Source organism: Streptomyces rubradiris (assembly GCF_016860525.1).
GTDB classification, from domain to species: Bacteria; Actinomycetota; Actinomycetes; order Streptomycetales; family Streptomycetaceae; genus Streptomyces; species Streptomyces rubradiris.
On the sequence record NZ_BNEA01000015.1, the window covers coordinates 623029 to 642987 of the forward strand.

At 74.4% G+C, this 19959-nt stretch carries 19 protein-coding genes; 13 read left to right on the forward strand and 6 right to left on the reverse strand.

The features are described from left to right. The first annotated feature begins 70 nt into the window (after positions 1-70). Positions 71-886: an ABC transporter ATP-binding protein gene (locus Srubr_RS16065; protein WP_189989031.1), complete on the forward strand. Its 816-nt coding sequence runs from the start codon at positions 71-73 to the stop codon at positions 884-886. Further along, positions 883-3369: an ABC transporter permease gene (locus Srubr_RS16070; protein ID WP_189989033.1), complete on the forward strand. Its 2487-nt coding sequence runs from the start codon at positions 883-885 to the stop codon at positions 3367-3369. The genes Srubr_RS16065 and Srubr_RS16070 overlap by 4 nt, the downstream gene beginning before the upstream one ends. Before the next feature lie 43 nt (positions 3370-3412). Here Srubr_RS16070 and Srubr_RS16075 read toward each other — a convergent pair whose 3' ends face one another. Further along, positions 3413-3991, reverse strand: coding sequence for a TetR/AcrR family transcriptional regulator (locus Srubr_RS16075; protein ID WP_189989035.1), 579 nt, complete (start codon positions 3989-3991; stop codon positions 3413-3415). A gap of 70 nt (positions 3992-4061) precedes the next feature. On the opposite strand from Srubr_RS16075, the gene Srubr_RS16080 reads away from it, so the two are divergent. Continuing rightward, entirely contained in the window at positions 4062-4655 is a 594-nt protein-coding gene (locus Srubr_RS16080; RefSeq protein WP_189989037.1) for a dihydrofolate reductase family protein, read from the forward strand. A gap of 128 nt (positions 4656-4783) precedes the next feature. Next, positions 4784-5599, forward strand: a complete 816-nt coding sequence (locus Srubr_RS16085) for a VOC family protein (RefSeq protein WP_189989799.1) — start codon at positions 4784-4786, stop codon at positions 5597-5599. 31 nt (positions 5600-5630) lie between these two features. Here Srubr_RS16085 and Srubr_RS16090 read toward each other — a convergent pair whose 3' ends face one another. Continuing rightward, on the reverse strand, positions 5631-6014 hold the full coding sequence (locus tag Srubr_RS16090; protein ID WP_189989038.1) for a hypothetical protein: 384 nt from the start codon (positions 6012-6014) through the stop codon (positions 5631-5633). Positions 6015-6184: 170 nt separating this feature from the next. Between Srubr_RS16090 and dnaK the strand changes: the two genes are divergently transcribed. Genes dnaK through Srubr_RS16105 form a run of 3 tightly spaced genes read left to right on the forward strand, consistent with a single transcriptional unit; the run spans position 6185 to position 8937 of the window. Further along, a complete protein-coding gene (dnaK, locus tag Srubr_RS16095) occupies positions 6185-8089 on the forward strand; it encodes a molecular chaperone DnaK (RefSeq protein WP_189989040.1) in 1905 nt (634 codons plus the stop codon). Next, positions 8086-8676, forward strand: coding sequence for a nucleotide exchange factor GrpE (grpE, locus tag Srubr_RS16100; protein WP_189989043.1), 591 nt, complete (start codon positions 8086-8088; stop codon positions 8674-8676). The genes dnaK and grpE overlap by 4 nt, the downstream gene beginning before the upstream one ends. Before the next feature lie 30 nt (positions 8677-8706). Beyond that, the gene (locus Srubr_RS16105) at positions 8707-8937 is read left to right on the forward strand and encodes a hypothetical protein (protein WP_203855029.1); all 231 of its coding nucleotides are present in this window, start codon (positions 8707-8709) and stop codon (positions 8935-8937) included. Between the two features lie 15 nt (positions 8938-8952). On the opposite strand, the gene Srubr_RS16110 is transcribed toward Srubr_RS16105, so the two are convergent. Continuing rightward, positions 8953-9666 carry an SDR family NAD(P)-dependent oxidoreductase gene (locus Srubr_RS16110; RefSeq protein ID WP_189989045.1) on the reverse strand — a complete coding sequence of 238 codons (714 nt, stop codon included), beginning with the start codon at positions 9664-9666 and terminating at the stop codon, positions 8953-8955. Positions 9667-9818: 152 nt separating this feature from the next. Here Srubr_RS16110 and Srubr_RS16115 point away from each other — a divergent pair, with 152 nt between their 5' ends. Next, positions 9819-10259 (forward strand): winged helix-turn-helix transcriptional regulator, encoded by a 441-nt coding sequence (locus tag Srubr_RS16115; protein ID WP_189989048.1) that lies wholly within the window; start codon positions 9819-9821, stop codon positions 10257-10259. A gap of 56 nt (positions 10260-10315) precedes the next feature. Here Srubr_RS16115 and Srubr_RS16120 read toward each other — a convergent pair whose 3' ends face one another. Then, positions 10316-10636, reverse strand: coding sequence for a GatB/YqeY domain-containing protein (locus Srubr_RS16120; protein ID WP_189989801.1), 321 nt, complete (start codon positions 10634-10636; stop codon positions 10316-10318). Between the two features lie 202 nt (positions 10637-10838). Here Srubr_RS16120 and Srubr_RS16125 point away from each other — a divergent pair, with 202 nt between their 5' ends. Together Srubr_RS16125 and Srubr_RS16130 are read left to right on the forward strand one after the other, a co-directional pair. Beyond that, positions 10839-11870 (forward strand): SDR family oxidoreductase, encoded by a 1032-nt coding sequence (locus tag Srubr_RS16125; RefSeq protein WP_189989050.1) that lies wholly within the window; start codon positions 10839-10841, stop codon positions 11868-11870. Between the two features lie 38 nt (positions 11871-11908). After that, positions 11909-12160 carry a hypothetical protein gene (locus Srubr_RS16130; RefSeq protein ID WP_189989051.1) on the forward strand — a complete coding sequence of 84 codons (252 nt, stop codon included), beginning with the start codon at positions 11909-11911 and terminating at the stop codon, positions 12158-12160. 69 nt (positions 12161-12229) lie between these two features. Here the strand turns inward: Srubr_RS16130 and Srubr_RS16135 are convergent, their stop codons facing one another. Beyond that, complete coding sequence (locus Srubr_RS16135; RefSeq protein ID WP_189989053.1) at positions 12230-13519, reverse strand: ROK family transcriptional regulator; 1290 nt, start codon at positions 13517-13519, stop codon at positions 12230-12232. A 313-nt stretch (positions 13520-13832) separates the two neighbouring features. Then, complete coding sequence (locus Srubr_RS16140) at positions 13833-17015, reverse strand: bifunctional cytochrome P450/NADPH--P450 reductase (protein ID WP_189989055.1); 3183 nt, start codon at positions 17013-17015, stop codon at positions 13833-13835. Between the two features lie 265 nt (positions 17016-17280). Between Srubr_RS16140 and Srubr_RS16145 the strand changes: the two genes are divergently transcribed. From Srubr_RS16145 to Srubr_RS16155, 3 genes are all read left to right on the forward strand, one after another. Further along, positions 17281-17922, forward strand: coding sequence for a PAS domain-containing protein (locus Srubr_RS16145; RefSeq protein ID WP_189989057.1), 642 nt, complete (start codon positions 17281-17283; stop codon positions 17920-17922). Positions 17923-18022: 100 nt separating this feature from the next. Continuing rightward, positions 18023-18517 carry an FBP domain-containing protein gene (locus tag Srubr_RS16150; protein ID WP_189989059.1) on the forward strand — a complete coding sequence of 165 codons (495 nt, stop codon included), beginning with the start codon at positions 18023-18025 and terminating at the stop codon, positions 18515-18517. A 93-nt stretch (positions 18518-18610) separates the two neighbouring features. Further along, positions 18611-19861, forward strand: a complete 1251-nt coding sequence (locus tag Srubr_RS16155) for an FUSC family protein (RefSeq protein WP_189989061.1) — start codon at positions 18611-18613, stop codon at positions 19859-19861. Positions 19862-19959: the final 98 nt, after the last annotated feature.

Here is a 19959-nt window from a genome sequence, read left to right on the forward strand (position 1 = left end):
CCATGTCCCGCGACGGCCGTGCTCCGTAGCGTCGGGTCATCGGCTGGGAAAGATCGCGAGAGGACGGACCATGAGGCTGCGCGGCGGCAAGCGGCGGACGGCGGACGACCGGCTGGAGCCCCAGGGCACACCCGGGCTCGCCGTCGAACTGCGCGGGGTACGGCGGGAGTACGGCCGCGGCTCCCGTACCGTGCACGCCCTCGCGGGCGTCGATCTCGCCCTGCCGCGCGGCACGTTCACCGCCGTCATGGGCCCGTCCGGGTCCGGCAAGTCCACCTTCCTGCAGTGCGCGGCCGGTCTCGACCGGCCGACGGCCGGCTCCGTGCGCCTGGGCGGTACGGAGATCACGGGCATGCGCGAGAACCAGCTCACCGAGTTGCGGCGCAGCCGCCTCGGTTTCGTCTTCCAGGCCTTCAACCTGCTGCCCTCCCTCACCGTGGAGCAGAACGTGCTGCTCCCCATGCGGCTGGCCGGGCAGCGCCGGGACCGCCGGCGGGCGGAGGCGATGCTCGCGCGGGTCGGTCTCGCCGACAAGGCCGGGCGGCGTCCCGGCGAGTTGTCCGGCGGCCAGCAGCAGCGCGTGGCCGTCGCCCGCGCCCTGATCACCGACCCGGACGTGGTGTTCGCCGACGAGCCCACCGGCGCCCTGGACACGGTGACCGCCGCCGAGGTCCTCGGCCTGCTCCGGCAGGCGGTGGACACCCTCGGGGCGACCGTCGTCATGGTCACCCACGATCCGGCCGCCGCCGCATGGGCCGACCGCGTGCTGTTCCTCGCCGACGGCGTCTTCGCCGGCGGCCTCGACCGCGGCACGGCGGAACAGATCGCGGCGCGCATGGCCGCCCTCACCTCCCGTACGGGCGCTGCGGCGGTGGCCGCCGCGTGAGGACCCTCGCCCCCAACGGCCTCGCCCGCGCGGCCGTACGCTTCAAGCCCGCCTCGTTCGCGGGCACCTTCGTGGCGCTGATGATGGCGTCGCTGATCGTCTCCGCCTGCGGCATCCTCCTGGAGACCGGCGTCCGCGCCTCGGTCCCGCCCGCGCGGTACGCGAAGGCGCCGGTCGTCGCGGCGGCCGACCAGTACGCCCACCTCGTCACGGGCAGCGGGGACAGCCGCTCCGAGGAGACGACCCCGCTGCCGGACACCGCCCGCGTGGACACCGCGCTGGCCGGCCGGGCGGCCCGCGTGCCCGGTGTCCGGGCGGCCGTCCCGGACTTCACGTTCCCCGTGCGCCAGGGCAACCGCGCGGTCACGGGCCATGGCTGGGGATCGCACGCCTTCACCGGCACCGCGCTCCGCTCCGGGGCCGCGCCGCGTGCCGGGGAGGTCGTCCTGGACGCCGCCGCCGCGCGGGCGGCGCGGGCCGGGGTGGGCGACACCGTCGTGCTGGAAACCGCCGCCGGACGCGCCGGTTTCCGCGTCTCGGGGCTGGCCCAGGCCGGGCCCGGCGACCTGGCCGGGGGGCCCGTGGGCTGGTTCGCCGACGCCCGGTCCCCCGTGCTCGCCGGGCATCCCGGCAAGGCCGACGCCATCGTCGTACTGGCGGACGGCGGGACGGAGACCGATGCCCTCGCCGCCGGTGTGCGCGAGGCGCTCGCCGGGTCCGGCGCCGGGGTGCGCACCGGTGACGACCGCGGCGCGGTGGAGAACCGCGGGCTCGGGTACGCGAAGGAGACGCTCACCGGGCTCGGCGGTTCCTTCGGCGGAATCGCCGCCATGGTCGCCGTCTTCACCGCCGCCGGCACGGTGGCCCTGTCCGTCGCCCAGCGCGCCCGGGAATTCGCGCTGCTGCGCGCCATCGGCGCCACGCCGCGGCAGATCCGCCGCGCGGTCGCCGCCGAGGGGCTGCTCGTCGCGCCCGTCGCCGGGCTCGCCGGCTGCCTGCCCGGGGTGGGGCTCGCGCACTGGTGGTTCGGGCAGTTGAAGGACCGCGGGGCCATTCCGGAACCCGTGCGCCTGCATGTCTCCTGGCTCCCGCTCGTCGTCGCCGTCGGCGCGGGGCTGCTGACCGCGCTCGCCGCCGGCTGGGCGGCCGGGCGCCGGCCCGCGCGGATCAAGCCGGGGCAGGCGCTCACCGAGGCGTCGGTGGAACGGCGGCGTCCGGGCGTGATCCGTACCGCACTGGGCCTGGGCGCCCTGGTCGGTGGCGGGTTCCTCACCGTGCTCGCGGCACGTTCGGCCGGGGAGGACGCGGCCAACGCCGCCCTCGGCGTGGTCATGCTGTTCATGCTGGCGGTCGCGTTGCTCGGTCCGCTGGTGGCGCGGCTGTGCGCGGCCCTGTCCGGGCTGCCGCTGCGCGGTCTGGGCGCCGCGGCCTCGCTCGCCGCCGCCAACTCCCGTACGAACGCCCGCCGGCTGGCGTCCGCGCTCACCCCGATCGTGCTGGCCATGGCCTTCGCCTCGACGCTCACCTTCCTGCACACGAGCGAAAGCCACGTCGCCGCTGAGCAGTCGCGCGCCGGCATCACCGCGGACCACGTCGTCACCCACCCCGCCGGGCTGTCCGCCGGTGCCGTCGAGCGCGCCGCCCGTGCTCCCGGCGTCCGGGCGGCCGTGGGCCTGCTGGACACCGAGGTGCTGGTGCCCGTCGGGTCGGGCGGCGGCCGCTGGTTGCAGGACGCGGCGGCCCAGGGTGTCTCCGGCTCCGGCGCCCGGCTCGCCGAGGTGCAGGACCTCGATGTGCGCGACGGCGACCTGGACCGGCTCGGCGGGGACCGTATCGCCGTCGACACCACGCTCGCCGCGTCGGCCGGGGTCACGGTCGGCGACCGGCTGCCGCTGTACCTGCCGGACGGCACCCGGGCCCGCCCCGAGGTCGTCGCCGTCTACGGCCGTGGGCTCGGCCTGCCGGCCGTCACCATGGACCGCGCGTCGCTGGCCGCCCACGTCTCCTCGGGCTTCGACAGCACGTTGCTGGTACGCGGCGGAGACGCGCGGGACCTCGCCCCGCTGGGCCAGGTCGCCGACGGGTCCGGTTACGCGGTCGAGCGGAGCGCCGGTCGCGAGCTGAACGCCTGGGCGAACTACACGATGGCCGCGGTCCTGGGCGGCTTCGCCGCCGTGGCCGCCGTCAACACCCTGGTGATGACCGTCCTGGACCGCCGCCGGGAACTCGGCGTGCTGCGTCTCGTCGGCGCCACCCGGCGCCAGGTGATGGGCATGCTGCGCTGGGAGGGCCTGCTGGTGGCGGGGGCCGGCGTCGCCCTCGGCACGGCCATCGCCGCGGCCACCCTGATCCCGATGACCCGCGGCCTGACCGGCGAGGACCCGTACGTGCCGCCGCTGGTGTACGCGGCCTTCGCCGGGGGCGCGGTGGGGCTCGGCCTGCTGGCGGTGACGCTGCCGGCCCGGGCGGCGCTACGGCGCTGAGCCCCGGCCTTCCGGGACAGCGGGTACGGACGGCCCCGGCCGCCTACCCCTCGGTCACGATGCGCTCGACCGCCGCCGCCACCAACCGCTCGCGCTCCGCCGGTGTGAAGACGTCCGGCAGGGTGAGCTGCTCGACGATCAGCCAGTTGAGCGTCAGCATCAGCAGCTTGACCGCGGTGGCGTCGCCGGGGAGGCCGGACGCCTCGTGGTAGGCGACGTTGGCGGCCATGTCGGCCCGGACCCGCTCGGTGAGGACCTCGCGGAGTCCGGGGCGGCGGGTCGCTTCAAGGCGCAGTTCGAGCAGCGCGAGGTAGCCGGTGCGGAAAGCGGCCACGCGGCCGACGAGTTCGCGCATCAGCTCCGCGTAGGTCTCCCGGTCGCGGCCGGCCGACCGCTGACGGCTGATCGTGGCCTCGTCGGGCTGGAGCCGCTCGTAGACCCGGGCGCCGGCCTGGGTGAGCAGGTCGTCGCGGTCGGCGAAGTAGTTGGAGGCGGTGCCGACGGGCACGGCGGCCTCCGTGTCCACCGCCCGGAACGTCAGGCCCCGCGCGCCGTCCCTGGCCAGCACCTCGATCGCCGCGTCCACGAGGGCGGCCCGGCGCTGGTCGTTCCGTCTCACCATTGACACCACTCCAGTTGTAGTACTACGTTCAAACCACTTCAACCAGAGTACTACGTAGGGAGTTACCAGCTTGCGCAAGCTCGTGTACTACGTCGCCGTCTCGCTCGACGGCCGCATCGCCGGCCCCGGCGGCGAGTACGACTTCTTCCCGGCCGGCGACGAACGGCAGGCCGCCGCCTACTCCGCCTGGACGGGCGCCCTGTATCCCGAGACGGTCCCGACGGCCCACCGCGCCGCCGCCGGCCTGGACGGCGCACCCGGCCGGCGCTTCGACACGGTCGTCATGGGCCTCGGCACCTACCGTCCCGCACTCGACGCGGGGATCACCCGTCCGTACGCGCACCTGCGCCAGTACGTGGTCTCCGGCACCCTCACGCCGGACGTGGACCCGGCCGTCACCGTCGTCCCGGGCGACCCGCTCGGCCTGGTCCGCGCGCTCAAGCGGGAGGCGGGCACCGGGCTGGACATCTGGCTGTGCGGCGGCGGGAAGCTCGCGGGTGCCCTGCTGCCCGAGATCGACGAACTGGTGCTCAAGAGCTACCCGGTGGTGGCCGGTGCCGGGATACCGGCCTTCGACGGCACGTTCGCCCCCACCGCGTTCGATGTCGCCGAGCGCACCGCCTTCCCCAACGGCGTCACCCTCACCCGCCTCACCAGGCGCTAGCGACACGCGGCAGGAGCCGTTTCCCCAGGGGTGCTGTGGGTACGCTGACGTTTCAGGTTTCGCATTCCCGTCGGACATCGGTCTCACAGCGCTGGCGGTTGGGACACAGGAGGCCGGGCGCGATGGCCATGAATCACGGCAAGACACGGACCCCGGGGGCCACGGACGCCGGCTCCGCGGGCTCCGGGTGCGGCGCACCGTGCTGGATCAGCCTGACCAGCCACGGCCTTGAGGCGTCACAGCGGTTCTACGGGGCCGTGCTCGGCTGGCAGTGGCGCCCGGCCGAAGCAGATGATCACTTCCGTATCGCGCTGGCGGACTCGGCGCCGGTCGCCGGGATCGCCGTGCTGCCCGCCCTGCGGCAGACGGGGGTGGCCTGGACGCCGTACTTCGCCGTCCCCGACGCCGACCAGGCCGCGGCGCGGGCCCGGGAGCGGGGCGGCACGGCGGGCGTCGGCCCGCTGCGGCTGCCGCCCGGGCGCGTGGCACTCCTCTCCGACCGGCACGGGGCCACCTTCGGCATCTGGGAGGGGGAGCGGTTCGGCCGCTGGGAACCCTGGCGGCGCTCGGCACCCGCCTTCATCACCCTGCACACCCGCGACGCCTTCGACGCCGCCATGTTCTACGGCGGTGTCCTCGACTGGGCCTCGGACCGCCCCGGCAGCTGTGAGGTCGAGTACGAGGCCGACGAGGTGCTGTTGCGCAGCCAGGGCCACGTCGTCGCGCGCCTCGAGTCGGGAGAGTCGGACACGGCGCCCGACCCCTCGGTACGGCCGCACTGGCAGGTCACCTTCCTGGTGGACGATGTGCCGGGGTGCGCGCGGGCCGCGCGGCGGCACGGCGGAGGCGTCCTGGAGGAGGGCGAGCACGAGGCCGTACTGCGCGACCCCGACGGCGCCCGGTTCACCGTGATCTCGGCGGCCGGGTCGCCGCCCGCCGGCTGAGCGGGCGGCGGCCCGGCACCCTCCGGGAGCCTCACGAATCGCCGGGTGCCCCCGCCGTGGTGTCCCGGGACCGCTCAGCGGCGTCCGCGCCCAGCGGTGGCGCGGCATGGCGGTCGGTGCGGTGCTGCTCGCGGGTGGTGGTGAGCCGCTGCCGGGGCGTGCCGGCCGGGCCGGGCGGCACGGGGACGGGCCGGCGGGCGGTGAGACGGCCCACCCAGCGGCGACCGCAGAGCGGGCAGGGCGGAGCGCCTTGTGGCTCGTAGGGGGACGGCACGCCGTCTCCGTCGCGGGTGAAGTACTCCCATTCAGCGCCGTTCTCGTCGCGGTAGTACTGCACGTCGTAATCGGCGCTCCAGGTGTGCCAGCAGTGGCCGCAGGTGAATTCCACGCGCTCGACAGCCAGTTCGGTGATCATCGGCCTGCCTCCTTCCGGCCTGGTCCCGTCTCCACAGCTACCGTCCTTCGCAAAAGCTTGTAAAGAGGTGGAAACCTGGATTTCTTGACAAGCTGGCGTGGGGACTTCATCCAGACTCTCAGTGACGTGTGTCCGCTCCGGGGTCTGGGACACGGAGGGAGGAAAGGGCCATGGCACGCGCGGTAGGAATCGACCTCGGCACGACGAACTCGGTGGTCTCGGTCCTGGAGGGCGGCGAGCCCACCGTCATCACCAACACGGAGGGCGCCCGCACCACCCCGTCGGTCGTGGCGTTCGCCAAGAACGGCGAGGTGCTCGTCGGCGAGGTCGCCAAACGGCAGGCCGTCACCAACGTGGAGCGCACCGTGCGCTCGGTCAAGCGGCACATGGGTGACGCGCAGTGGAGGTTCCCGGAGACCGGGAGCGTCGACGGCAAGCGGTACACGGCGCAGGAGATCTCCGCGCGGGTGCTGCAGAAGCTGAAGCGGGACGCGGAGGCGTACCTCGGCGAGGACGTCACGGACGCGGTGATCACCGTACCGGCGTACTTCAACGACTCCCAGCGCACCGCGACCAAGGAGGCCGGGGAGATCGCCGGGCTGAAGGTGCTGCGGATCATCAACGAGCCCACGTCCGCCGCCCTGGCCTACGGCCTGGACAAGGAGAACGACCAGACGGTCCTCGTGTTCGACCTCGGCGGCGGCACCTTCGACGTGTCGCTGCTGGAGATCGGCGACGGCGTGGTCGAGGTCAAGGCCACCAACGGCGACACCCATCTGGGCGGCGACGACTGGGACCAGCGGATCGTCGACCACCTGGTCCAGCAGTTCAAGAACCACTACGGCGTCGACCTGGCCAAGGACAAGATGGCCGTGCAGCGGCTGCGGGAGGCGGCGGAGCGGGCGAAGATCGAGCTGTCGTCGTCCTCGGAGACCACGATCAACCTGCCCTACATCACCGCGTCCGCCGAGGGCCCGCTGCACCTGGACGAGAAGCTCACCCGCGCCCAGTTCGAGCAGCTGACCAGCGATCTCCTCCAGCGGTGCAAGGGCCCGTTCGACAACGCGGTCAAGGACGCCGGGATCAAGGTGTCGGACATCGACCACGTCATCCTGGTCGGCGGCTCGACCCGGATGCCTGCGGTGACCGGCCTGGTGCGGGAGCTGACCGGCAAGGACCCGCACAAGGGCGTCAACCCGGACGAGGTCGTGGCCGTCGGCGCGGCCCTGCAGGCCGGTGTGCTCAAGGGCGAGGTCAAGGACGTCCTGCTGCTCGACGTCACCCCGCTGTCCCTCGGCATCGAGACCAAGGGCGGCATCATGACCAAGCTGATCGAGCGCAACACCACGATCCCGACCAAGCGCTCGGAGATCTTCACCACGGCCGAGGACAACCAGCCGTCGGTGCAGATCCAGGTCTTCCAGGGCGAGCGCGAGATCGCGGCGTACAACAAGAAGCTCGGCATGTTCGAGCTGACCGGTCTGCCGCCGGCGCCGCGCGGCGTCCCGCAGATCGAGGTCTCCTTCGACATCGACGCCAACGGCATCATGCACGTCACGGCGAAGGACCTCGGCACCGGCAGGGAACAGAAGATGACCGTCACCGGCGGCTCCTCGCTCCCCAAGGACGACATCGACCGCATGATGCGGGAGGCGGAGCAGCACGCCGAGGAGGACCGGAACCGGCGCGAGACCGCCGAGACCCGCAACCGTGCCGAGCAGGTCGCCTACCAGACCGAGAGGCTCCTGAGCGACAACGCCGACAAGATCCCCGCCGACATCAGAAGCGAGGTCGACACGGCTCTGGCCGAGCTGAAGCAGGCGCTGAAGGCGGAGCCGGCGGACACGGCGGTCCTGCGGCAGGCCACGGACAAGGTCACCGCCGCCGCCCAGAAGGTGGGCACCGCCATGTACGCCCAGGCGCAGCAGGCACAGGGCGCGCAGGCGGCCGGTGGCGGTGCGGGCGGGGGCGCGTCCGGTACGGACGGTGGCGCGTCCGGTGCGGGCGGGGCGGACGAGGACGTGGTGGACGCCGAGATCGTCGACGAGGACAAGCGGCAGGACGGTGCCGGATGACCGGTCCGAGCGGCACCGGCCGCCGTGGCAGGCCCGCGCTGTCGGTCGTCGGGGCCACCCGGCGGCGGGAACCGGGAAACAGCCTGGAGCCCCGCCGCCGTGGCGATGTCGAACCCGCCCGGCAGCCGGCCCGGACCGCCGGCGAGCCCGCCGAGGCCGCCGTGCTGCGCGCGCGGCTGCGCGAGTGCACGGCGGACCTGCGGCGCGTGCGGGCCGAGTACGACACCTACCGCGAACGGGTCGGCCGCGACCGTCTGGCGGTCCGCGAGATAGCGGTGGCCAATGTGCTCACCGGCCTCCTGCCCGTCCTGGACGCCATCGACCAGGCCCACAAGCAGGGCGAGGTCACGGGCGGCTTCCGGCGGGTGACCGAGGTCCTGGAGAGCGAGCTCGCGGCCCTGGGGCTGCGGTCGTTCGGCACGGCGGGCGACCCGTTCGACCCGGCCGTGCACGAGGCCGTCTCCTGCACGTTCACCGCCGACGTCCGGCAGTCCACCTGTGCCGTCGTCCTCCGCCCCGGCTACCGGGTGGGCGACCAGCTGCTGCGGCCGGCCCAGGTGGAGGTGGCGGAACCCGTCCGGACATGAGCCGCCTGCCGTGAGGAAGGAGTTGTCGCAGTGCTGTCCGCCGTCGTGATCCCCGCGATACTGCTCGCCGTCGTCCTCGCGCCCGGGGTGTACGAGGAATGGAAGGCCTACGTCCGGCAGACGCGGCTGCCGCTGCCCCCGGCACGGCGCTCCGTGCGCACCCGGCTGGTCCACGGCAGGCGGGTCGCGTCCCTCCGGAGGCGGGTCGCGTCCCTCCGGAGGTGGGTCTGCCGTCGTTCCCCGGGTCGACGGGCGGACTGACACCTGCGGGGCCGGTCAGCCGTCGGCGTCGCTCACGCCGGTCGTCCCGGCGACGAGCGCGCGGAACGCCTCCGGGTCGCCGATGACCTCTTCCCTGCGGTCCGGCTGCCGGTAGAGGCGCCAGTAGCGGGCGCCGATGGCGTCGGGGCCGGTCACCGGGTCGCCGGGGACGATGCGGGAGGCGATGGTCACCGTCGCCGCGTGGATTCCCTGGGGGCCCAGTTCGGCGTGCAGCGCGTGCGCCCAGTTGCGCAGGCCGGCCATGGCGAGGCCCACATTGCCCAGGAAGGGCGCGGCGATCGTCGCGGAAACCCCCGTGGTCAGCAGCAACGTCCCCGCGCCACGGGCGAGCATGTGCGGCAGGACCTGCCCGACCGCCGTGACCGCGCCCAGCACATGCAGCTCGAACTGCTCGGTGGCGGAGGCGGCCGTGGTCCGCGCGGCGCTGGTGATGGCGCCGGTCGGGCTCGGGCTGTACTCCAGCACGTCGACCGGCCCCAGCCGCTCCCCGACTCCGGCGAGGGCACCGGCCAGCGCCTCGCGGTCCCGGATGTCGGCGGGGAAGGCCGCCGCCGTGACGCCCGACCGGGTCAGCTCGTCCACCAGACGGCCCAGGGTGTCCTGGTTCCGGGCGATCAGCCCCACCCGGAAACCGTGGCTGCCGAAAGCCCGGGCCACGCCCATCCCGAGTCCCGGGCCTGCCCCGACCACAGCGAGCGTCTTCGTCACCGCATTGCCCCTTCCGGCCACGGCGGACGGTCGGACGCGGCCGCGACCTGCCCGCCGGATGGTTACTGTTTGTTCGCAGCAGCATCCTTTGTCACCGGCCTGCCGGGGACAAGACGGCACATTCATGTCGGTGACGCACAAGGAGGTAACCCATGACGGCCCGCGGGAACAGCTCACCGGCCCTACGGCACCGCGATGCCGGGTCCGGGCCGCCGGCGGCCGCGGGCGGTGGCGAGACGGACGACGAGGTGTGCCGGCAAGTGCTGCGCATCCTGGCCCTGATCGGCGACAAGTGGAGCATCCTGGTCGTCGGGCAACTGCGCGACCGGACCCTGCGCTTCAGCGAACTGCACCGCGCGGTGCGGGGAATCTCGCAGCGGATGCTCACCCTGACCCTGCGCCAGCTGGAGCGCGACGGACTGCTCACCCGGACCGTGCACCCCAGCGTGCCGCCGCGCGTCGACTACGCGCTCACCCCGCTCGGCACCACCCTGCTGGACTCCATGACCGCCCTCGCCGACTGGGCCGTCACCCACCGGCACGAGGTCGACGACAACCGCCGCCGCTACGACGCCGCCCACCCGCCGCGGTGACGTGAACCATCCTCGTCCGGGGCGTCCGGGGCGTCCGGGGCATGCGGAGGTGTGTCCTACGCGGGTTCCGGGCCGTCGAGGAACCCGAGCAGGACGTCGGCCTCCGCGCGGAGCCGGGCGGCCCGGTCCGCGTGGGCCGGTGCGGTCAACCGCGCGGCGGCTTCGAGCCGTTCGCCGGCTTCGGCGCGTACGACGTGGATCACTTCACGCTCGCTCAGCTCACGCCGCGCGGCTTCGGTGGTGCCGGCGCCGGCCGGTGACAGTTCGAGGGCGACCCCGCGGAGTTCGGCCTCGCTCACCGGCACCGCCTCGGCGTTGTCCAGCGCGGCCAGGGTCGAGCGCAGGGCGCTCACGGCGGCCTTGTCGCGGGCACGCATCGCTTCCGGCAGTGCCTGGCGCATACGAAGACGTAGAGACATGCCGGTGACCTTATGTCCGCGCTCCCCCGCCCTCAACGCGATAAACCGCCGTCACCGCGACATGGGCGCCGGAGCCGCCGCCGTGCCGCGTGTGCGCGCCGGGTGTCCGGGTACCCGGGCGCTCGTCGCAGCCCGGCCGTGCCGACGAGAGGAGCCGAAGGTGAGCAGCTCAGCGGGCAGCAGGGTGGTCGTGACCGGCGCCACCGGCAATGTCGGTACCAGTGTGGTGCGCCTGCTCTCCGAGGACCCCGAGGTGGCCGAGGTGCGCGGGCTGGCCCGGCGGACGCCGCAGTGGTCGCCGCCGAAGACCGAGTGGTCCGCCGTGGACCTGGGTTCGGACGAGGAGAACCTCGCCGAGCGGTTCGAGGGCGCGGACGCGGTGATCCACCTCGCCTGGGCGTTCCAGCCGACGCACGACCCGGCCCGGACCTGGCGGACCAATGTGCTGGGCGGTATCCGGGTCTTCGAGGCGGTCGCGGCGGCCCGGGTGCCGGTGCTGGTGCACGCCTCCTCCGTCGGCGCCTACTCACCCGGGCCGAAGGACCGCGCGGTGGACGAGTCCTGGCCGACACACGGCTGGCCGGACGCGGCGTACTGCCGGGAGAAGGCCTATCTGGAGCGCACGCTGGACGTGTTCGAACGCGATCACCCCGAGGTGCGGGTGGTGCGCATGCGGCCGGCGTTCCTGTTCAAGTGGCAGTCGGCGAGCGAGCAGCGGCGGATCTTCGGCGGGCGGTTCCTGCCCGGTCCGCTGGCCCGGCCGGAGCTGCTGCGGTTCCTGCCGGACATCCCGGGGCTGCGGGTGCAGGCGCTGCACACCGACGACGCGGCCGAGGCCTACCGGCTCGCGGTGCGCTCGGACAACGCCCGGGGCCCCTTCAACCTGGCCGCCGATCCTCCGCTGGACGCCGCCGTCCTGGCCGAGCTGCTGGGCTCCCGGCCCGTCCGGCTGCCGCGTACGGCGGCCCGCTCGGCGATCGCCGCCGCCTGGGGGCTGCACCTGCTGCCCGCGTCTCCGCACCTGTTCGACGCCGTGCTGCGGTTGCCGCTGATGGACTGCGCGCGGGCCCGCACCGAACTGGGCTGGCGTCCCCGGCGTACGGCGACCGAGGTGATCCAGGAGTTCCTGGAGGGCCTGCGGCAGGGCGGCGGAATGGAGACCGAGCCCATGCGGGGACGGAAGGTCGGCTGAGCGGGCCCCGAGGCCCGACGGAGGAGCGGAGAGACGCCATGGCAGTGCGGGAACCCGGGTCCGGCGGCGAGGAGCGGCCGGTGCCCAGGGACATGCCCGACCAGCAGGTCGGTGCCGGGGAGGACCGGTGGGACGTCACCGCCCCGGGGCGGCCCGCCGAGGACGGGCGGGGCGAGGACGGCGAGGACACCGCGCCGGACACGGACGAGGCCGGCACCGGCCCGCGCGGCGCGCCCCGGACAGGCACGGTGCACCCGGAACACCCGGGTCCGGACGAGTCACCGGCGTAGGCCCGCGTGGGGGGTGTCTGCCGGCGGCCGGCCCGCCGGACCGCACGCGCCGGCGGGGCGCGGCCGGGGTCAGTGCGGCGCCCTCTCCTTGAGGGCCGTGTGCCAGGTGGGGAGCGGAGTCTCGCCGGCCGGTTCCGGGCGGCGGCCGCCGGCGGCGAAGAAGTCGGCCAGGGGAAGGATCGCGGCGCCGACGGTGACCGCGTCCGGGCCGAGCCGGCCGAGCTCGATGGTCACCTGGTCGCCCGGATGGCGCAGGGCGTACGTCGCCGCGTGCCGGCGGACGGCGGGCAGGAAGCGGGTGCCCAGCTGGAGGCCCGCCCAGCCGCCGATGAGGATGCGCTCGGGCTGGAAGAGGTTGATCAGGTCGGACAGGCCGGCGCCGAGGTACTCGGCGGTCTCCTCCAGGACGGCCAGCGCGACCGGGTCCGGCGCGGTGCCCTCGGGCGGGTACGCGGCGGCGAGCATCGCGGTGAGCGCGGTCTCCTCGTCCGTGTCCTCGGGCGGCCGGCCGCCCTCCTCGCGCCAGCGGGCGAGCAGCGACTCGGCGCCGGCGTACGCCTCCAGGCAGCCGGGGGCACCGCAGCGGCAGCGTCGGCCGCGCACCCGTACCGTCAGGTGCCCCCACTCCACGGCCCGCCCGTGCTCCACCTCGGGCGTGACCAGGCAGGCGCCGACGCCGGAGCCGAACAGCACGACCACGGCGTTGCGGGCGCCGCGCCCGGCGCCGAACCACATCTCGGCCTGGCCGAGGGTCTTGGCGCCGTTGTCGATGAGGTACGGCACCCCGTCGGGGAGCGGGGAGGCGGAGCGCAGCAGCCGCTCCAGCGGGACGGCGTCCCAGCCGATGGTCTGCCCGTGGACGACGGCGCCCTGGTCCGGGGTGTGTTCGACGATGCCCGGGACGCCGACGCCGACGCCCAGCAGCCGGCCGGGGGCGGCCTGTGCGGCGGTGAGGACCTCGGCGACGCCGTCGCGGATGTGACCGGCGATGACGTCGACGTCGTAGCCCTGCGGGGTCAACGGCCGTTCCACCCGGGCCAGTTCGGTCAGGGCCAGGTCGAACAGCTCGACGCGGACGCGGGTTTCGCCGACGTCGACGCCGATCATCTGTCCGCTGTGCGGGGCGACGCGCAGCAGGGTGCGGGGCCGGCCGCCGTCGGAGTCGACGCTGCCGGCCTCCTCGACCAGGCCGTCCGCGATCAGGTCCGCGACCACGTTGCTGACCGAGCCGGAGCTGAGTCCGGTGGCCGGGCCCAGCTCGAAGCGGCTGAGCGGGCCGTCGAAGTACAGTCGCTGGAGCACCGCCGTGCGGTTGCCTCGTCTCAGGTCGCGTACCGTGCGCCCGTTGCGCCCCGCCATGTGGCTCCCTTCACGAACCGTGCCCGACCTGCAACATACTCCTTCGGGCAGCGGGACGCGACATTACCCCACGCCTTAGTTCACGCTGTGAGCTAAGCGGAACGCGTGCTGTCGCCCAGCGGGCCGGGGAGACGGGCGGCGGTACGCCCGCCTCCGCCGGCGCCCGCCGGGCCCGCCCCACCGATTCCGCACGACCCCGGGCCGCCGGGTCGCCCGGTGTCCGCTCCGCCGGTTCCGCGCGAGCCCGGTCCGCCGGGTGCCCCGGCGTGCGTTCCGCGGGGTCTCCCACCGGGCCCCTCCCCCGCGGCCCGGCTCACCCGGCCGCGTACACGTCCTCCACGTAACGTCCGTCCGCCACCAGCGAGTCGAGCCACCGCTCGGCCTGCGCGGCGTCGGCGTCCGGGGTGTGCTTCCGGTACAGGGTACGGAACGCCTCGCGGACGCCGGGTGCCATGCGGGCGCCGTCGCCGCACACGTACACCCGCGCCCCGGCGGTCAGCAGCCGCCACACCTCATCGGCCTCGGCGGCGATGCGGTGCTGGACGAAGGCGGCGCCGTTCACGGGGGCGGCGCTGAAGGCCGGGCGCAGCGCGACGGCGCCGGCCCGCTCGGCGGCCCGCAGCTCGTCGGCGTGCAGATAGTCGGCGTCGGGCGCGTCACAGCCGAAGTACAGCAGGGCGGGCGGGAGTCCGGCGCCCGAGCGGAGGGCGGCCAGCCGGTCGGCGACGACTCCCCGGAACGGCGCCAGACCGGTGCCGGCGGCGACCATCACCACCGGCGCCGAGCCGTCGACGCGGAACGCCTCACGGCAGGGCTGGACGCGGGCGTACACGGTGTCGCCGGGCCGCAGGGAGGCGAGGTGACCGGAGCCGGTGCCCCGGTAGCGGCCCTTGCCGGAGCGAGCCGGGGCGTCGAGCACGGAGACCATGAGGTCGGCGTGGCGGGCGTCGGTCGCGGGCGCGGAGGAGATCGAGTAGTGGCGGGGGCGCAGCGGGGTGAGCAGGTCGAGCAGGACCGGCCAGTCGAGGGCGCCGCGCAGCGCGGGGTGGTCCTCGGCCAGCTCCACCAGGGTGCGCGGGTCGTCGCCGGGCAGGGCGGCGAGGGCGGCGCGCTCGGGCGGGCAGGGGTTGGCCGCGGCGAGCAGGGCCCGCTGCCGGTCGGTCGGGCGCTCCTGCAACTCCACATGGTGGGTGAGGAGTTCGCGTACCGTCAGCGGCCGGTCGACGGCAAGGCTGTCGCGGCGCGGGCGGGTGGCCCGGATGTCCAGGACGGCGTCGGCGTCGAGACCGAACGCGGCGAGTGCCCGGTCCACCAGTTCCGGGGCGTTGGCGGGCAGCACGGTCAGGTGGTCGGCGGTGCGGTAGGTGACGCCGTCGGGCAGGGCGATGCGCAGGAACCGCTTGGTGCGGGGGTGGCCGGGCGCGGTGAGGTCGCGGGCCTCGGTGACGGTCATCGGGACCAGGCCGTGCCGAGCGGCGAGGGCGTCCAGCGGGCCGCCGGTCAGGGTGCGTACCTCGTAGGCGTGGGCGGGCTCCTCCTCCGGGGTGCCGGGCCCGGCGTCCGGGTCGCCGTACCGCGCGAGCAGCGCGGTGCGCAGGCGGTCCGTGAACTCCCGTACGGTGCCGGCGAGATCGCCGGAGGCGTCGGCGGCGGCGCGCCCGGTGAGCCGGGTGGCGCCGAGTTCGGCGAGGCGGGCGTCGATCCGGGCGGGGACCTGCTGGTAGGTGGCGGCCCAGTTGCGGTCGCCGACGCCCAGGACGGCGTAGGTGACGCCGGTCAGGTCGGGGGTGCCGTCGAGCCAGGCGGCGAAGGCGGTGGCGTCGTCGGTGGGGCGGCCGTTGTAGGAGGCGGCGGTGATGATCACGGGCCGGTCGGTGGGCAGGCCGTCCGCGTAGGCGTCCAGCGCGGCGACCTCGGTGGCGCAGCCCACGGCGGCGGCCTCGTCGGCGAGCCGGGCGGCGAAGTCGCGGCAGGTGCCGTAGTTGCTGCCGTGCAGGAACAGGGCGCGGGTGCCGGTGCGGACCCGGGCCGGGAGGGTGTCCGGGGCCGGGGTGTCCTGGGCGGGCGCGGGGGCGGTGCCGGGCAGCGGGGCGTGCGCGCGGTCGGCGGCGGTGCGCGGGGTGAGCGTGAGGGTGAAGCCCTCGGGCTTGAGGGTGAGGGTCTCCTTCACGGTGAGCCGGTAGCCGGTGTGGTCGTGCAGCCGGTAGCGGTGGACCAGCAGGGCGAGCAGCATGGTCGCCTCGTGCAGCGCGAACTGCCGTCCGATGCAGGCGCGTTCGCCGGTGCCGAACGGCTTGTAGGCGTGCACCGGGCGGGCCGCCTCGGCCTCGGGGGTGAACCGCTCGGGGTCGAACAGCTCCGGGTTGTCGCCCCACACGCTCTGGCGGTGCAGCATCGGCGTGAGCACGGTGACGGCCTGGCCGGCGCGCAGCGGGATCCGGCCGCCGAGCAGGGTGTCCTCGCGGGCGTGCCGGCTGAACGCGGCGGCCGTCGGCCACAGCCGCAGCGCCTCGTTCAGGACCTGGCGGGTGTAGGTGAGCCGGCCGATGTCGTCGTACGTCGGCTCGGGGTCGGGGGCGCTGCCCCACAGCGCGTCGGCCTCGCGCTGGACGAGCCGGAGCACGGCGGGGTGCTTGGCGAGGTAGTACAGGGCGAAGGACATGGCGCCGGAGGTAGTCTCGTGGCCGGCGATCAGGAAGGTGATGACCTGGTTGCGGATGTTGGCCGGGTCCAGGGTGGTGCCGTCGGCGGGGTGCGGGGCGCTGAGCATCAGCCCGAGCAGGTCCTTGGCGCCGCTCTGGTCGGTGCCGGTGCGGGCGGCGATGACGTCATCCACGACCCGGGCGAGGTAGTCGGCGTCGGCCCGGAAGGCGGCGTCGGCGGCCGCGTGGTCCCCGTCGGGGGTGCGGGCCAGACGGGTCATGCTCCACTCCAGGCAGCGGACCATCGACTCCACGAAGGGGTGCGGTTCGGCGCGTTCGAAGGACCCGAAGTCGTAGTCGAATCCGGCCAGTCCGATGGTGTCGAGCGTCATGCGGGTCATGTCGTCGGGCACGTCGACGGGCCGGCCGTCCCGGGCGGCCCGGTCCCAGGAGTCGATGAGGCGGCGGGCCACCTTCAGCATCACCGGGTGGTAGGTGCGCATCGAGCCGAGCGCGAAGGCGGGCATCAGGATGTCGTGCGCCTTGGCCCAGTTGGGCTCGTCGTTGTACGCGGTGAACAGGCCGTCGGCGGCGAATTCGCGGACGTTCTCCAGGGCGGGTCCGACGTGCTTGGCGAACCGCCCCTCGTCGGCGAGGTCGGCGACCAGGTCCGTGTCGGCGACGAACATCGCGTCCCGGCCGTGCAGCCGGCGCACCAGCACCGGGCCGTGCTCGCGCATCAGCCGCATCACCTGCTGGATGGGGGTGCGGCCGGGGCCGGTGGCGGTGATGTCGACGACGGGCACGCCGGGCAGGGTGGCGGCGGGCTCGGGGTGCAGTGTGGTGGGGGGCATGCGCGACAACTGCCTTTCGCGGGAACGGACTCCTGCGCTCCAGGGTGGTCGACGGGCGGGCCGGACCGGCGCCAGGGCACTACACGATCGTGTAGGGGAAAGTCGGTGACGGCTCTTGCGCGCCCGCGGGTGACCGGGCAGCGCCACCCGGTGCCCGGTCATGCGCGGGCACGGCCGGCCCGGGGCCGTGTCCGCCTCCCTCGAGTTGCCGCTGACCTGCCTTTTCCTCTTTGATGGGCGGGCGGCCGGCGGACCGGGAGGTGCGATGGAGGCGGGACGGGCCGACGCGGTGACCTGGCGCAACCGCGCGCTGCTGGTGTTCGACCGGGTGTCGGTACCGGTGGCGGTGTGCGATGTGTACGGCCAGGTGGTGCTGGCGAACCCGGCGATGGCCACGGAGTGCGGTACCACCCCGGGCCGGCTGCGCGGCCGGCAGGTGCTGGAGCTGTTCCGGCCGCAGGAGGCCGGTCAGGTGGAGCGGATCGCCGAGGCGCTGCGGCTGCGGCACCGCTCCCGCTACCAGGTGTCGGTGTGCTGGCGGGCGCCCGGCGGGGCGGAGCGGTACGGGGAGCTGACCGCGGATCCGGTGAGCGACAGCGCCGAGGAGACACCGGCGCTGCTGGTGATGCTGCGGGTGCTGGGCGAGCGCGCCGCGCCCGGGCCCGGGCCGGCGCCCACCACGGAGGTGGAGCGGCAGGTGCTGGCACTGCTGGCCGGCGGGGCCACCACCGCCCGCGCCGCCCGTGAGCTGGGTCTCAGCAGGGACGGCGTCACCTATCACCTGCGGCGGCTGTCGGCGCGCTGGGGTGCCGCCAACCGCACCGAACTGGTCGCCCGCGCCTACGCCTTGGGTGTGCTGCTGCCCGGGGTCTGGCCCCCGCGGGCGCGGCCCGGGGAGTCCGAGTAGCCCTGCCGGAAAACCATTGGCCCACTCCTGCCGGGCTAAATACGATAGCCGCCTGCCTAGGATCTCTAGGCAGCGTGCCGTCACATCCGGAAGGACCCCCATGAGACCGCTCACCGAGCAGGACATCCGCGCCTCCTTCGTCAACTGCTCCAAGGGCGAGGCCAAGCGTCTGGCCGTGCCGCGGGATCTCGGGGACCGTCCTTGGGACGATCTGGACTTCCTCGGCTGGCGCGACCCCGGCGCGCCGGACCGCAGCTATCTGGTCACCGAGCGCGACGGCCGTCTCGCCGGTGTGGCCCTGCGCTACCCGGCCTCGCAGCGCGGCTTCCTGCACCGCAGCCTGTGCTCGGTGTGCCTGACCACGCACCCCGGCGGCGGGGTGTCGCTGATGACCGCGCGGAAGGCGGGCACGGCCGGCCGGGAGGGGAACTCGGTCGGGCTGTACATGTGCACCGACCTGGCGTGTTCGCTGTACGTGCGCGGCAGGAAGGCGCCGGAGTCCGGGGGGCGGTTCGAGGAGAGCCTGACCCTGGAGGAGCAGATCGCCCGGACCCGGAACAACCTCTTCGCCTTCCTGGACAAGCTGTACACCTGAGAGCCGTCCGGCCCGCGCCGTGGCGGGCGTGGCCGGGAACAGCCCGCGAACGGCCAGGTTCGACCTGCCCGAGGAACGGGAACAGGCCAAAGGATGATCAACGTACGGAAGTGGACCTCGGGACTGCAGCGGGTGCTGAGGCGTCGCCGGGAGCCGGCGGTCGTCCAGACGCTGCGGTCGGCCGGGGCCGCGTCGGTCGCCTATGTCATCGCGCTCCGGCTGAGCCCGGAGCCGGCCCCGCTCACCGCGCCGCTGACCGCGCTGCTGGTCGTCCAGGTGACGTTCTACGCCACGCTGACCAACGGCATCCGCCGGGTGAACTCGGTGGTCGCCGGTGTGCTGGTCGCCATCGCGTTCAGCGTGCTGGTGGGTCTGACCTGGTGGAGCCTGGCGCTGCTCATCGTCGCCGCGCTGGCCGTGGGCCGGCTGGTACGGGTGGACGAGTACACGGCCGAGGTGGCGATCAGCGCCATGCTGGTGCTCGGTGCCACGGTCGGGTACACCGCGTGGGCCCGGATCGTGGAGACGCTGATCGGCGCGGCCGTCGGTACCGCCTGCAATCTGCTGCTGCCACCGCCCGTGTGGGTGGACGAGGCCGGCCGGTCCATCGAGGGCCTGGCCCGGCGGGTGCGGCAGCTGATGCTGCGGATGGGCGAGGAGGCCGCGGGCCGGGTCCCCTGGCAGCGGGCGGCCGAGCGGCTGCACGAGGCGCGCCGGCTCGACCACGACATCACGGGGGTGGACGCGGCGCTGCGGCAGGCGGAGGACAGTCTGCGGCTCAATCCGCGGGTGAAGGAGGGGCTGCTGCACCGGGTGGTGCTGCGCACCGGTCTGGACACGCTGGAGATCTGCACGGTGGTGCTGCGGGTGCTGGCCCGCTCGTTCACCGACCTGGCGAAGGCCCGCGGTTCGCAGGACCTGTTCCCGCCCCGGGTGGGGGCGACGGTGGAGCAGTTGCTGTCGGAGATCGCCGACGCGGTGGTCAGCTTCGCGGTGCTGGTGACCACGCATCTGAGCCAGGACGCCGAGTCGGCCGAGGCCCGGCTGTCGGCCGAGCTGCACACGGCGGCCGGCACCCGGGACCGGCTGGCGGAGCTGCTCCGGGAGGAGATCGCCGAGGACTGGACGGACTGGCAGCTGCTGGGTGCCGTGCTGACCGAGACGACCAGGATCATCGATGAGCTGAACACCGAGCACCGCACCCGGCGGCTGCTGGAGGAATTGGACCGGGTCTCCCGCGAGCACCGGACCAAGCTGCCCCGGCTGGCCCGGCTGCGCGACTGGCTCGGGGTCCAGGAGGAGCTGTGGCGCAATCGCGCGGGCCTCGGCAACCGTTCCCGGTGAGGTGCGCCGGGGCCGCCCGGGCGCGGCACGGGTTGCCCCTGGCGGCGGGTGCGGGCCAAGGTGTCCTGTCAGGAGCGGGCCGGCCGACGACCTGAGGT